This window comes from uncultured Victivallis sp., from assembly GCF_944391105.1.
Lineage (GTDB): Bacteria > Verrucomicrobiota > Lentisphaeria > Victivallales > Victivallaceae > Victivallis.
Genome location: NZ_CALXSK010000065.1, coordinates 1 through 14,245, shown reverse-complemented (window position 1 = coordinate 14,245; position 14,245 = coordinate 1). Strand labels below are relative to the sequence as shown.

The window sequence follows — 14,245 nt, the reverse complement described above, 5'->3', positions numbered from 1 at the left end:
TGCATTCGCCATTTTCCCTATATCCTTTTTTGACGTTTGCATAATATAGCACAAATCTATTGACGACACAACCTAGGTTTTGTCAAGCTACTTTTGCAACTTTTTCCTATCGGCAGCCGCGCCGCGCTGCGCCAGCTGGCTGAAGGCAGCAGCCGTTTCGGGATCATCGACACCATCATCACCACGCTCAGCAACCGGGAGACCGCACGCGGCTACCACGAAACCCTCCTGCTCCACGGAGTCCCGGCTGAGGAGGTCTGCGAAGTGCTCCTGTACACGCCCGGCCACGAAAAAAACCTTGCGCCGCTGGCCGGAGCCGACGGACTCCTCTGCAGTTACCTCATCACCCTGCCCGGCTGCCTGCCCGCACTGTCGAAACTCTGCAAGGCGGAAGCGATCAACGTCGACGCGCTCTGCTCGACCGAAACGCAATCCCTGTTTCAGTGGCTGCTGCCGGCCGCGACCGGAGAAAACGGCAGCCGGCAGCCGTTCCGGACCCTCCAGCTGCACACCAGGGATTTATTCGACATCGGCGTACGGTCGGCCGAATTCGCCCGGAAGCTGATCGACAATCCCGGGTCCGCTCCGTATACCGAATACCTCGACGTCGTCTCGGACAGCTACGAAAACGCAATCGACGCGGATATTTTCCGCTGACCCCGGAGCAGAGAAGCCGGTCAGCAGCACGTCTGCGCGCGCAAAGGCGGCAGAGCTTCCCGTTTGAAACATGCGGATTCGGAAGTATATTTCCCGCCTTGTCCGACGATGGAGAACTGCGGCGGCATACCGGGATTTTTTACGGAGCAACAGGTGAAAATGCGTCAGGAGTTCCTGACGGCATCTGCCGCACAGCGGTGAACATTGCGAAAACATGGTGCTTTGCACGAAGCTGCCCGACGGATACCGGCCGCACACGGAACGGGAGTTCACGATCCGAACCGGAAACAACCGGCAATCTCCCTGCCGTACAGGAAAATCAATTTTATCGTCCGCCATGCCCCTCCGGGGGACGGGGCATCGAATAAAAATGCAAAAAAAATCTTTTTGCTCTTGACTTTTCACATCGATTTGAATATAATATTAATAGCTTTCAAATCGATGTGAAAAGGTTATTGAGCCATGACAATCTACGATATCGCAAAAGAACTGGGCGTCTCGCCGACAACGGTGTCTCAGGCCTTGAACGGCAACACCCGCGTCGCCGCCAAAACCCGGGCGCGGGTCACCGAGTTCGCAATGCACAACGGTTTCCGGCGCAGCGAACAGGCCAGGAATTTCCGGCTGAAGCGCACCTTCAACATCGCAATCGTCGTGTATAATATCGACAATGATTTCTGGTGCGGCTTCGTGAAAGCGGTGGAGGACGCGCTCGGCGAAGAGTATAATGTACTGCTCTGCAATACGGAGGGAAATCCGGAAAAGGAGAAGAAAATCTTCTTCAACCTGATGCAGCGGAATGTGGACGGCGTCATCGTCCAGCCCGCTTCGGATGAAAAAAAACATTTCATGGACATGGTCCGGAACTCCATCCCCGTCGTTCTGCTGGAAGAGACGGAGGAGCCGGAACTCTCCTTCGTCAAAGGCAACGATCATCTGGCGGCATACCGTTCCACAAAGGTCTGCATCGAACAAGGCTACCGTAAAATCGCTTTTCTGTCGATCCCCCCCGACTGCGTCGGAGGCCGGGAATGGATTCGCGGTTTCAAACAGGCTGTCGCGGAAGAGGATTGCATCGGGGAAGTCCTTTATGTGAAGGAAACCACCTGCGAGGAAGTGAAAAAAGTATTTCTGCCGCGGGTCGGGGAGTTCCCCCTGGTGTTCTGCGACACCCATCTGATCTGCATGCTGCTGCGGGTGCTGTTTACTCACCATGTCCGGATTCCGGAAGATCTGTCCCTGATCGCCTGGAGCAACAAATATTTCCTCTCTTACATGACGCCGTCCATTTCGATCATCTCCATCCCCGTGGAGGAGATCGGCAGGCGGGCGGCCGGCATCATTCTCCGGAATCTGAACGGGGAACCGCATGTGGAGAAAACTTTTATCGATGAAACGCTGATTCTGCGGGAATCGTTTCAGCCGTCTGCCGGCTCTCCTCCGGCCGGCGTTTCCGGTCAATACAGCACCGGCTGATTTCATATAACAGCAATCCGTGCGGAAACTCGTTTTCCAGCCGCGGCAGGGGCGTTTTGTGTCCGACCCCGGAAAGGAAGTGTCCATGAGAGAAGCGGCCCGTTTCACGCTGTCCGAATTATTATTGACAATAGTAATTATGATGCTGCTCTTTTCTCTGGCAGCGGCGGCAGCCGGTTCGGCTCAGGGAAGTTCAAAGGCGGCCGGCTGTGCGGACAATTGCCGCCGCATGGGAATGGCGTTCCATACATATGCAAATGATTTTGAAGGGCTTCTGATCTTCATGAACTGGACGGAAAAAGACGGGGTCATCCCGTGGACAAGGGTTGTTTTCAAACGCCCGGACGATCCGCGAAGCCTCGGCTATGCGGAGTATGGAATCGGGAGCTGTCCCGATGATGAAAACAGGACAACCGATGGAATCTGGGTGGGGATGAACGGTCTTTACAACTATCGCCGCGATGCCGGTTACTGGGAAAAACAGCGGAAGACAAACAGGAACGGCCGGGATTTCCCGGGCGAACTGGTCTACCGCATGAATGACGACGACGGCTTTTGCTATATCCGGCTGTTCAGTTCCTTAAAACCCGGTCGAACCATTCTTTACGGGGACTCATACCATAAGGCGCACCGGGCCGGAGCCTGGTATTTCACCGGAGACGCGCTGCAGGAAAACGGCAATATCGGCTTTATCCGCCGGCACGCGGGGAAAGGAACCGTACTGATGTTCGACGGCCATGCCGAAATGCGGGGACGGAAGAGTTCTCAGTTGAAAATCTCCTTTGCGGAAGACGGAACGCCGCAGGACGACCGTGAAAAGCCATAAACGAAAGAAATCAGATGAATTTATTCCGGACAATACTGCTCTTCATCCTGCCGGCCTGCCGGGTGCTCTGCGCCGCGGATGCCCCGGCGCGGGTGATGCTGGACGATTTTTCCACGATCAGCTCCTACTACTGGGATGACGGCCCCGGCTCCAATCCGGACGCGGAGCGTTACTGGTGCCCGCTCGGCAGTGCGGAGGACTCTTCCCGCGACGACGGCTGGTGCGGACGCCTTGAATTCGATTTCCTGCAGGACAACGGCGAAGGCTACGCCTATAAGAACGAGATTTACAAAACGTTTCTGGATCAGAACGCCGTCGGACTCCGGTTGTGGGTGAATCCGCAGGGATTTTCCGGCCGCATCAGTCTGGATCTGGAACGGAGCGACAGGAAAAAGGTCCGCACCGTTCCGGCTGCCGTCTCCGGCAGCGGTTGGCGGGAGATCTTCATTCCGTTCGAACCGGCGCTGGAGGGGAAGGCTCCGTTCGTCATTCACAACCTGATCTTCACGGCCGACAAGGCAGGCAAAGGCGAAATGCTGATCGACGATCTCCAGGTGGAATATTCCACGCTGCCGGAAGAGTCTGCACCGCTCGGAGCGCTGCCGGTTTACCGGCAGCTCGGCTGGCGTCCCGGAGAGCCGGCCGTGCCGGAATACCGTTTCCGCAACCGTCTCGGGAAGCCTTTCCGCGGCATCGTGAAAATGCGCGTCGGCGAGCGCGAGATCAGCCGTGAAGTCGACCTGCCGCCTTACGGCGCAAAGGTGATTGCATTTGATTTCGGCGTATTCGACCGGAAGACCGCACTGCCGCTCGAGCTGACATGGGAAGGAAAACTGCTTCACCGGGGGTGGGTTACGGTCTTCGAGCCGAACCGCGGCCGCCTCAACCGACGCCCGATGTGGTTCTCCGTCGAGGACCAGGAGCTGAACAACGCTCCGGCCGAGAACGCGCTGCACGCTTCCTGGCTGCCGCTGCTCGGCGTCGACATGATCCGCGCCGGAGTGATGGGGAATGTCGAGATGACCAAAGGACGCTTCAAGGCGGAGGCGCTGCGTAAACTGTGGCAGCCGCATATCAGGGCCGGCGTGATGCTGCAGATCGATTACGCCGGATATTTCCCCCCCTGGGTGGCCGCCCGCCCCCAGACCTCGCCGATGGATTGCAACTGGGCGGAATTCGATCTGTTCATGGAGCATCTGGCGAAATTCTTCCATACCCTTCCCGGCGCGCGTTACTTCGAGTTCATCAACGAACCGAACTTGCACGACGTGACCACACCGGGCAGCAGGATGACCGATCACTACATGGCCGCCATCCGGCGGATGTATCCGATTTTCAAAAAACATGCGCCGGAAATTCAGGTGATGACCGGCGGCGTCTGCCCGGATGTCCCGTATTCGCAGCCCGGATTCATCGAACGGCTGATGGCGCAGCCGGAAACCTTCGACGCGGTCGCCTACCACGAACATTCGGAATATCCCCGTTATGCCGATACCTTCGGCACCATGCGGCGGCTCATGGGGGAGATCCGCAAGCCGGTGTTCAATACCGAAGCGGGCTTCCGGTCGCGTTACACGGAGCCGGATCAGTTTTACCGCCAGGCCGCCCAACTGGTCAAAAAGATCGCTTACAGCAAAGCCGCCGGGATGGAAGGATACAACTGGTTCATGGTTCAGGACTTCTGGGACAAGGGGCGGAATGCCGAACGGGACGACACCTTCGGTCTGGTTACGATCCACAATCAGCCGAAGCCCTCCTTTGCCGCTTACGCCGAACTGATCCGGCAACTGGCCAACCGCACGCCCGGAGAAGCGGCAGAGCTCGACCGGCGGCTTGACGGCTGCCGCTTCGAGGGGGAGACGGACGAAGTGTTCGTGCTCTGGCCCCGGCAGGAAAACGAGACCTTCGACTTCATGGTCCGCTCCGACGTTCCGGTTGAATACCGCGACATTTACGGCAACAGCGAAATGCTGCCGCCCCGGAACGGCATCGTCATGCTCAGGGCTTCGGAACTGCCGTTCTACCTGCGGACGCCGAAAAAGGCGCTGACGGCGATTGAACCGCTGCTCTCGTTCCGGTCTCCCGTATGCGGGATGCCCGGTGATAAGGTTCCCGCGGTTCTGCTGCTGAACAATCCGTACGGAGAGGAGCTCGCCTGGTCGTTGGCGGTGGGCGGAATTCGCCGATCCGGACGGATCGGACCGGGAGAACAGCGGGCTGTACCGGTGACGGTGGCGGTCCCCCCGTATGCGCAGTCGGGAATGCGCACCCTGACCCTGCCGCTCACGCTGCAGGGGAAGCAGGAAAAGCCGGTCTATCAGGGTGGAATTTCACTGAACTATTTCTGCTGCGGAAAAATCGCCGGAACCAGCCGGAAGGCGCAGCCGATCATTCTTGATTCCGCATCGTCGCTGCGGGAGCTGGTGTTCGATCCCCGGCTGCCCGCCTGGCAGGGGCCGGAGGACCTTTCCGCCGAAATTGCGGTATGGTATTCCGAAGCGGGGCTTTCCTTCGATTTCAAGGTCACGGATCAGGAGCATTGCGGAAATGAGAACGGCATTTACCTCTGGCGGAACGACTGCGTCCAGATCGGCATTGCCCCGATGGAGGGAGAGATGAGGGAATATGCATTTTCCCTCACCTCCGCCGGGCCGGAAGGCTACTGCCATATTCCTCCGCCGGGCATGGAAGCGGGGCCTTTTCAGGGCGGCTTTTCCATCGTGCGCGAGGGTAATCTGACCCGGTACCGAATCACCATTCCCGGTAATCAACTGGGTTTTCCGCTCCGGCCCGGAACGGCTTTCCGGATGGCGCTGCTGGTTTGCGACAACGATTCCGGCGTGCGTCTCCGCACCATGAATTACTTTGCCGGAATCGACGGCGAAAAGAATACCCGGCTGTACGGAGTCATGCAACTGAGTTCGGAACAATGATTTTTCCATAACGCGGCCGGCGCCGCCTGCCATCGGCGGCGCCGATCCACCCAACATGAAAGGAATAGGAATGAAACAGAGCAGCAAACGGCCGTCCGGAAGCGGGAGAAACAGCTTCGGATTTACACTCATCGAACTTCTGGTCGTGATCGCGATCATCGCGATTCTCGCAGCCATGCTCCTGCCGGCGCTGAACAAGGCGCGGGCGCGGGCGCACAAGATATCCTGCGCGACCAATTTGAAAACCATGGGCACCGGCATTGCGCTTTATGCCGACAGCTACGACAGTTATGTGCCTTACGGCCACTGGTCAAGCTCCTGGGATCACCACTCCCGCATCTGGACGCAACTGCTCTACGGAGTGATCGGCAACGCCAAGGTCTTCCAGTGTCCGGCCGATTCAAGTCGATTGCCGCTGGAACACGAAGTTTTCTATTTTTATGATCAGAACGATCAGGAAATTTCCCGTTATAACTCCTATGGCGTGAATGGTAATATCGCCGGTTCGTTTTCCCAGCCGAACGATGCAAGCGACAACTGGCTGACCTGGCCTGCCGTAAAAATCGTCAGCCTGAAAGCTCCCTCACGTCAGGTATATGCCACAGACTATGCCGGTACCGGAACTACGGCAAAATTCATTTATGCCGCTCCAGAAATCCCGTTGGATTACGCCTTTGAAAGTTTGGTGAAATCCCACGGGGACAGCATCAATCTTCTTTGTACAGATGGTCATGTTTCTTCTGCCCGGCCGCGTTTGACGGATGAGAGCTGGAGCAATGAATTCCGTTGGTGGCGTGATACAACGCGCCTCGCCGGCGGAGCATACGAATAGTCGGGGCGGCAGACACATCCTGATGAAACTCGTCACACTTTTCAACGTTAATTTACCTGAAGACATTCTCATGAATTTAAAATTTCTCAAACTCAAGGGGTTGCTGTTCTGTTGCCTGACGGCGGCCACCGCAACCGCGCAGCCGCCGGCCCGGGTGATGCTGGACGATTTTACGCGCATTACCACGTGGTGTAATATGGGAGGTACCGAAAATCCAGGGGAAAACATCTACTGGAACCGCTGCGGCAGCTTTGAAGACGCTTCGCGTCCCGACGGATACTGCGCAAAGCTCACCTTCGACGCCGCGGGACGGGAAGCCGAACTCGGCATGGGCAACAACCGCGTCTTTCTCCAGAAGCTGGACGAAAATGCGGAAGGCATTCGCCTGCAGGTCAATCCGTGCGGGTTCAACACCCGCTTTACGTTTGATCTCAAGTTGAGCGACGGACAATTGATCCGTACTGCTTATGTACCCGCCTCCGGCGACGGCTGGCGCGAAATCTTCATCCCCCTTCCGAAAGAGAAGATCGCCGGGCGCCATCCCTTCTCCGTTTACCGGCTGGTGGTGTGGTTTTCCGGCCCGGCCAAAGGCGACATCTTCTTCGACGATGTCGAGGTGGATTTCAAAAAACTGCCGGAAGATCTCGCTCCGATCACCGCCGAACCGGTTTACCGCAAGCTCGGCTGGCGCCCCGGCGAACAGGTGACGCCGGAATATCTGTTCCGCAATCGTCTTTCCACGCCGTTCTCCGGCGAAATCACGGTAAAGGGAGCCGGGAAGGAATTCACCCGGAAGATCGAACTTCCTCCCTACGGGTTCTGCTATCAGAAATTCGACTTCGGCAGCTTCGACACGCAGGCGCCCCATCCGGTCACCGTCGCGCTCGGCGGCGAAACGCTGCATTTCGGCTGGATCTCGGTTTTCGAACCGAACAACGGCCCGGTCAACAAACGGCCGATGTGGTTTTCCGTCGAGGATCAGGAGCTGAACAACTGTTACGAAGAGGGGGTGCTGCACGCCTCGTGGCTGCCGTTGCTCGGCGTCGACATGATCCGCGCCGGCCTGATGGGCGATGCCCAGCTGGCCAAAGGCAAGTTGCGCGCCGAAGCGCTGCGCAAGCTCTGGGAGCCTCCGATCAAAGCCGGCGTCAAACTGCTGATCGATTATGCCGGGTATATGCCGCCGTGGGTGATCAAGCCGAACCCGACTTCGCCGCTCGACTGCCGCTGGGAGGAATTCGACGAGTTTATGACCGAATTCGCCAAATTCTTCGGCACCATGCCGGAGGCGCAATATTTCGAATTCATGAATGAACCGAATCTCGTCCGCGGCGAGACGATGACGGATGATTATCTGACCGCCCTGAGCCGCCTGTATCCGATCTTCAAAAAACATGCTCCGCATGTAAAGATCACCACCGGCGGCTTCTGCCCGGCGATCCCCGGCTCGCAGCCGCAGTTCATCGAGCGCCTGCTGGCCCGCCCGGAGATTTTCGACGTCATCGCCTACCACGAGCACGGCAATTACCCGCACTACCGTTTCACGTTCGACATCGTGAAGAAAATCGCGGGCCCCGGCCACAAGCCGATCATCAATACGGAGGCCGCCACCCGTTCCTTCATGGCCGCCCCCCGGGAATTCTACGCCCAGGCCGACCAGCTGGTCAGGAAGATCACCTACAGCAAGGCGGTCGGCATGGAATATTACAACTGGTTCATGATGCAGGATTACTGGGACAAGGGCATCGGCGCCGACGACACCTTCAGCCTGGTGACGGTCTACAACCAGCCGAAACCCTCCTTCATGGCTTACGCGGAATTGATCCGGCAGCTCTCCAACCGTGATTTCAGCGGCATGGCGGAGCTCGATCCGCTGCTGGAAGGCTTCCGCTTCACCGGAGACACGGACGAAGTGACCGTCGTCTGGGAGAGGCGCCGGGTGGAAGGGCTGAAATTCGTCCTCCGCTCCGATGTCCCGATCCTCCGCACCGACATTTACGGCAATACCCGGACGCTGAATCCGCAGAACGGCCTGATTACAGTGGAAAGCGCAAGCTTGCCCTTCTATTTGAAAACTCCGAAGGGAAAACTCCAGGCACAGCCCCGGCTTCTTTCCTTCCGGGACGGTTTGGCGGCGGTGCCGGGAGAACGTGTAAAAACGGTTGTGACCCTCGCCAATCCCCTGCCGCAGGCGCTGCGTTACCGGCTGAAGCTTGCCGGGCGCTCTTTCTCGGGTGAACTCAAGCAGGGAGAAAGCAAAGAAATTCCGGTGAATGTCACGATCCCGGCGGAGCAGCACTACGGCGAAAGCGTGATTCCCGCCGAACTGATCCTTTCGGACAGAAACGGAAAGGTGTTCGAGGATTCGCTGCCGATTCCTTATGTCTGCTGCGTCGAAATCCCGGAGAAAGGCTCGCCGGAACAACCGATCATGCTGGATTCTCCCGCCGCGCTGCGCGAACTGGTGTTCGTGCCGACCATCCCGCGCTGGAGCGGCAAAGAGGATCTTTCCGCGGCGCTCTCCTTCAGCTGGTCCCGGGAAGGGCTGCATGTCAGATGCCGCGTGACCGACCAGGAGCACAACGCCCCCCATACCGGCCCCCATATCTGGCAAAACGACAGCATCCAGTTCGGCCTCGACCCGATGAACGGCAGGAACTGGAGCGAATACACCTTCTCGCTCACCGGCGACGGTGCGGTCGGCTGGAGCCATTATCCGCCGGAGGGATTCAAAGCCGGAAAATTCGACGGCGCCTGTTCCGTCACCCGCAGGGGCAGCCTGACCGAATACAGCTTCACGATTCCTCCGGAGCGGCTCGGCTTCGAGCTGAAGGACGGCGCGCAGTTCCGCATCGCCCTGCTGATCAACGACAGCGACGGCGGCATCCGCTCGCGCACGATGCTGTTCTTCGACGGGCTGGACGGCCACAAGGACACCGGCAAGTTCGGCCTTGTGCAGCTGCGTTCCGGGCGCAGGAAATAACCCGGACCAAAAGACCGGGACCATCGTGTTTCGCCGGCCGGAGAAGGACGGCGAGACACAATCGTCCCTTTTTCACTCGCCGACAACCATATTGACATCAAACCTGAACCGGAATAAAATGCTTGACTCTATTCTCTCCCGTCTGCCGGCCCCCGGCAAAGAATTTCGCGGCGCTCCCTTCTGGGCGTGGAACGGCAAACTCGAACCGCAGGAGCTGCGGCGGCAAATCAACGATTTCCGGGAAATGGGCTTCGGCGGATTTTTCATGCATTCGCGCGTCGGCCTCAACACGGAGTATCTCGGGCGGGAGTGGTTCGAGTGCGTCCGGGCCTGCATCGACGAAGCGAAAAAATGCGGCATGGACGCCTGGCTCTACGACGAGGACCGCTGGCCCTCCGGCGCGGCGGGCGGGCTCGTCACCCGCAATCCGGAATACCGCAGCCGTTTCATCCAGTGCATTTCCGGGGACGAAGCCCGGGCGGAGGACGGGTGCCGGACGCTCGGTTGTTTCGCCGCGGCCGACCTGAACGCGCGCCGCTGCTCCTCCTTCCGCCGCCTGGAAAGCGCCGGTGAACCGCTGGCCGAAAATGAAACGCTGCTGCGCTTCCGGCTGTCCGTCGCCCCCGACAGCTCCTGGTTCAACGGCGAAGCCTATCTGGATGTGCTGAATGAAAAAGCTGTGGAGGAATTCATCCGCGTCACCCATGAGAGATACCGGGCTGAACTGGGTTCGGAATTCGGCGGCACGGTCCCGGGAATCTTCTCCGACGAACCGAATTTCCGGACCGGGTTCCTGCCGGGCAGCATGAGCATGCCGTGGACGGAATCCCTGCCGCAGACCTTTGCAGAATTGAGCGGCGGTATGAAGCTGTCCGACCGGCTGCCGGAGCTGTTTTTCAAGGTGGGTGACGAAGATTTTTCGCCGGTGCGCATGCACTACTACAACACCCTGACGCATCTCTTCGTCAATGCCTTCAGCCGCCGGATCGGCGCGTGGTGCGAAAAAAACAACCTGCTTTTTACCGGCCACGTCCTTCTCGAAGACAACGTCGTCAGCCAGAGCAGTTTCGTCGGCAGCGCCATGCGTTTCTATGAATATATGCAGAGTCCCGGAATCGATCTCCTGACCGAGCATTGGAATATTTTCCTGGCGGCCAAGCAGTGCGTTTCGGCCGCCCGCCAGTTCGGGCGGTCTCTCCGGCTCAGCGAAACCTACGGCTGCACCGGCTGGGATTTTCCCTTCGCCGGGCACAAGGCGCTGGGCGACTGGCAGACCGCGCTGGGAATCAACTTCTTCTGCCCCCACCTGGCCTGGTACACGATGGAGGGGGAAGGCAAGCGGGATTATCCGGCCAGCATCTCCAGCCAGTCGCCGTGGTTCGAATCCTATCACCGGATCACAGATTATTTCGCCCGGATCAACCTGGCCCTCTCCGGCGGCGCCGAGGTGCGCGATCTGCTGGTCGTGCATCCGATCGAATCGACCTGGGGCGTCTTTTACGAAGGACGCGACAGTGCGGAGCCGGAGTGGAACACAGCGGAAGAAAACCGGCTGGTCCATCTGACCAACTTCCTGCTCGGGCAGCATCTGGATTTCGATTTCGGCGACGAAGAGATCATGGCCCGGCACGGCGCGGCGGAAGAGGCCGGACTCCGCATCGGCCAGGCAGTTTATCAGGCCGTGCTGCTGCCGGAAATGCGCACCATCCGCAGGAGCACGCTCGAACTGCTGACTGCGTTCCGCCGCAACGGCGGAACGGTCTGTTTCCTCGGCGCGCCGCCGGAACGGACAGACGGCGCAATTTCCGGGGCGGCTGCGGAGGCTTACCGGAATTTCCGGAAGACGGCGGAGCACGAGCTCGCAACGGCACTCGGCCCGGCAGTGCGCCATCTCTCCATTGCCGCCGCCGGAACGGAGGCGGAAAGCATTCTCTGTCAGTTGCGCCGCCATGACGATTGCGAAGTTCTCTTCTGCTGCAACACCGGAGTGGAAATGCGCGACCGTCAGATGGAGATGCCGCTGGTGCGCGACCGCAATCTGGAATATCCCGCAGTCCGGATCGCCTGGAAGCTGCCGGCCGCTTACCGGATCTATGAAATCGACCCATCCTCCGGGGAGATTTTTCCGGTCGACGGCTTTTATGAAAACGGCTGCCGGGCGGCGGACACCTCCTTCGCCGCGCTGCAATCCCGGCTTTTCATTGCTGCGCAGGAGATTCCGGCCTGCCGTAAACGCCGGGACGCCGCGCCGGGCGCCCCGGTGGTGGAAATCCCGGCGGGCGTTCCGCTCCCCGTCCGGCGCAGCGAGCCGAACGTGCTGCTGCTGGCGGAGCCGGAATACCGGATCGACGGCGGCGGCTGGCAGGCGTCGGAACCGGTTCTGAAGCTGGACGACCGTCTCCGGGAACGGCTCGGAGCCCGGCCGCGCGGCGGCGAAATGATCCAGCCGTGGCTCGCCCCCCGGCGGGAACCGGAACGCAAACTGGCGCTGGAGCTGAAATACGAGTTCGACTGCCGGGATATTCCGCCGGAAGAGTGCCGTCTGGCGCTGGAGAGGCCGGAACTGTACGAGGCCGAATTCAACGGAGTTCCCATCGCGCCGCTGCCGGATGCGTGGTGGGTGGACCGTTCCCTGCGGCTGCTGGCGCTCCCCCGTGCGCTTTTCGTACAGGGCCGGAACCGGATTACGCTCAGAACCGCCTATCATGCCGGAATGCCGGGGCTGGAATACTGTTATCTGCTCGGCGAGTTCGCGGTCGGGGAGAACGCCGTTCTGACCGCTCCGCCGCAGACGCTGGTCCGCGGGGACTGGACGAAGCAGGGACTGCCGTACTATTCCGGCAACCTGACTTACCGGTTCGACCTGCCCGACGGCACGGCGGATGGAACGGTTCTGGAGCTCGGCCCCTGGCGTGGAACCGCAGTGCTGGTATCCGTCAACGGTGGAAAGGCGGCGATGGCCGCCTGGCCGCCGTACCGTACGGTACTGACGGGGCTGACCGGCCGCGGCGACCGGGTGGAGGTCACCATCCTCGGTCACCGCCGCAACTCCCACGGCCCGTTCTACCTGAAGGACAAGTGGCCGGTCTGGACCGGGCCGTTCGAGTTCCGGAAGTACGAGACCGGAGAGCCGCAGCTGGTGCCGGCAGGGCTTCTGTAACCGACGGGAGCGAACGCATCCGGCAGGGCGTGTCCGCTCCGGCGCTTCCGGAATCAGCGGCCGCGGCGCCAGGACGCGACGGTTTCGGAATCGTAGAGAAGCCGGATGAAAAGGCCGCCGACCACGGAACGGGCCTGAAAGCCGACCTGCGCCCCGTTTCCGGTATCATACCAGTCGGTCATCGGCACCCGGCTGGGCGACTCCTTCAGGAAATCGATCACCGGAGACAGCAAGGCCTGGAAATCGTCATCTTTTCCGGTCAGGCAGGCGCAGTAGAGAAGCCAGTCCAGCTTGGTGTAATCCGCCCGGCTGTCGAGCGGCAGTCCGTAGCGGTTCTGGTGCGCCCGGTAGAAGGCGACCTCGCGCTCCGCCAGCGACGCGGGAAAAAGCTTCAGTTCGAGCAGCCGGTCCTGCGACTGCTGGGTATTGAAGAACGCCAACCCGAAATCAAGCACACTCAGCGCGAGATCCACGTTCAGATAGTTGACGGTTTTGTCCTGGCTCTGCGAGTAGGAGTAGGTGCCGGGACCGTCGCCGTGAATCTGCTTGCTGCTGGAAGCCGGACGGTTGTTTCGGCCGGTCAAATTGTTGGAAATATTCAGCTCCGGAAGCATGCCGAGCATCTCGCTCGTGCGCATCTCTTTGGCGACCTGTTCTTCCAGACCGAACACCTTCAAGTGAAGGTTGTTCTTCACCGCCATCCGGACACACTCGTCCACGTCGAAAGTCTGGAACTTTCGCGGTCGATAGAAGGTTGGGAACGATTGTTAACCCGTAGCCGGTGTGGAATGGGATGAAGTTTCTCAAAAAGAACAGAAAACAGACTGGCGTTAAAAGTAGATTGCTTTACAGCTCATGAGTGCATGGGTAAGGGGAAATTTGCTTTGGAAAGGAAGAATTTTTAAGAAAAAGTCAGAAATACCACAAAACGACTTGACAAAACCTAACATAGAAGGACAGGTGTGATTTTGCGTACATTTGTTTCTGAGCGATTACAGATGACAAACGTGAATTGGCGCAGCCGAAGCAACCGACCGACCTGAGAGCTCCAGAGGAGCAGATCAATTGCGTAGACGACGCATCTTGGTGCCGACTTCATAAAGTTTACCCTCTACCGGTTCTGTGGCCAGTGGAGGGCTTGACGTTATTCTACGGGAAAGTGTCGCCCGTGGCAACGTTTTTACCAAAGTTTTCCAATTTCTGTTTTTGGCGAAGAATTTTGCTGTTCAGCGGCTTCTTTTTTCGGGGGTAAGGCGACGTGCCAAGGTTTACCATATGGCAATGGAATATAAATCACAAGTTACTTGAACTGAGCCGCTAGCGCGGCAGGGAAAGCGAAACGAGAATATCCAAATGAAGAAAAATCGCTGGTGATTTG

The 14,245-nt window shown here is 59.0% G+C and carries 8 protein-coding genes; 7 read left to right on the top strand and 1 reads right to left on the bottom strand.

Annotated elements, in window-relative coordinates:
* Positions 1 to 93 precede the first annotated feature (93 nt).
* The 7 genes from Q0K10_RS14765 to Q0K10_RS14735 all read left to right on the top strand — a co-directional run bounded on the left by Q0K10_RS14765 (position 94) and on the right by Q0K10_RS14735 (position 12,867).
* Positions 94 to 657 carry a hypothetical protein gene (locus Q0K10_RS14765; RefSeq protein WP_294508613.1) on the top strand — a complete coding sequence of 188 codons (564 nt, stop codon included), beginning with the start codon at positions 94 to 96 and terminating at the stop codon, positions 655 to 657.
* 462 nt (positions 658 to 1,119) lie between these two features.
* Positions 1,120 to 2,133: a LacI family DNA-binding transcriptional regulator gene (locus tag Q0K10_RS14760; protein ID WP_294482883.1), complete on the top strand. Its 1,014-nt coding sequence runs from the start codon at positions 1,120 to 1,122 to the stop codon at positions 2,131 to 2,133.
* Between the two features lie 85 nt (positions 2,134 to 2,218).
* On the top strand, positions 2,219 to 2,959 hold the full coding sequence (locus Q0K10_RS14755) for a hypothetical protein (RefSeq protein WP_294508611.1): 741 nt from the start codon (positions 2,219 to 2,221) through the stop codon (positions 2,957 to 2,959).
* Positions 2,960 to 2,973: 14 nt separating this feature from the next.
* Positions 2,974 to 5,892, top strand: a complete 2,919-nt coding sequence (locus Q0K10_RS14750) for a hypothetical protein (RefSeq protein WP_294508608.1) — start codon at positions 2,974 to 2,976, stop codon at positions 5,890 to 5,892.
* Between the two features lie 70 nt (positions 5,893 to 5,962).
* Positions 5,963 to 6,724, top strand: a complete 762-nt coding sequence (locus Q0K10_RS14745; RefSeq protein ID WP_294508605.1) for a prepilin-type N-terminal cleavage/methylation domain-containing protein — start codon at positions 5,963 to 5,965, stop codon at positions 6,722 to 6,724.
* A gap of 70 nt (positions 6,725 to 6,794) precedes the next feature.
* The gene (locus Q0K10_RS14740) at positions 6,795 to 9,707 is read left to right on the top strand and encodes a sugar-binding protein (RefSeq protein WP_294508602.1); all 2,913 of its coding nucleotides are present in this window, start codon (positions 6,795 to 6,797) and stop codon (positions 9,705 to 9,707) included.
* 118 nt (positions 9,708 to 9,825) lie between these two features.
* Positions 9,826 to 12,867, top strand: coding sequence for a hypothetical protein (locus tag Q0K10_RS14735; protein WP_294508599.1), 3,042 nt, complete (start codon positions 9,826 to 9,828; stop codon positions 12,865 to 12,867).
* A 53-nt stretch (positions 12,868 to 12,920) separates the two neighbouring features.
* Here Q0K10_RS14735 and Q0K10_RS14730 read toward each other — a convergent pair whose 3' ends face one another.
* Positions 12,921 to 13,568, bottom strand: coding sequence for a DUF1793 domain-containing protein (locus Q0K10_RS14730; protein ID WP_294508596.1), 648 nt, complete (start codon positions 13,566 to 13,568; stop codon positions 12,921 to 12,923).
* Positions 13,569 to 14,245 lie beyond the last annotated feature (677 nt).

Bases quoted from the DNA above. Each gene is read 5' to 3' on its own strand.
- Q0K10_RS14760 (WP_294482883.1), top strand. From the start codon at position 1,120: ATGACAATCTACGATATCGCAAAAGAACTGGGCGTCTCGCCGACAACG.
- Q0K10_RS14755 (WP_294508611.1), top strand. From the start codon at position 2,219: ATGAGAGAAGCGGCCCGTTTCACGCTGTCCGAATTATTATTGACAATA.
- Q0K10_RS14750 (WP_294508608.1), top strand. From the start codon at position 2,974: ATGAATTTATTCCGGACAATACTGCTCTTCATCCTGCCGGCCTGCCGG.
- Q0K10_RS14745 (WP_294508605.1), top strand. From the start codon at position 5,963: ATGAAACAGAGCAGCAAACGGCCGTCCGGAAGCGGGAGAAACAGCTTC.
- Q0K10_RS14740 (WP_294508602.1), top strand. From the start codon at position 6,795: ATGAATTTAAAATTTCTCAAACTCAAGGGGTTGCTGTTCTGTTGCCTG.
- Q0K10_RS14735 (WP_294508599.1), top strand. From the start codon at position 9,826: ATGCTTGACTCTATTCTCTCCCGTCTGCCGGCCCCCGGCAAAGAATTT.
- Q0K10_RS14730 (WP_294508596.1), bottom strand. From the start codon at position 13,568: ATGGCGGTGAAGAACAACCTTCACTTGAAGGTGTTCGGTCTGGAAGAA.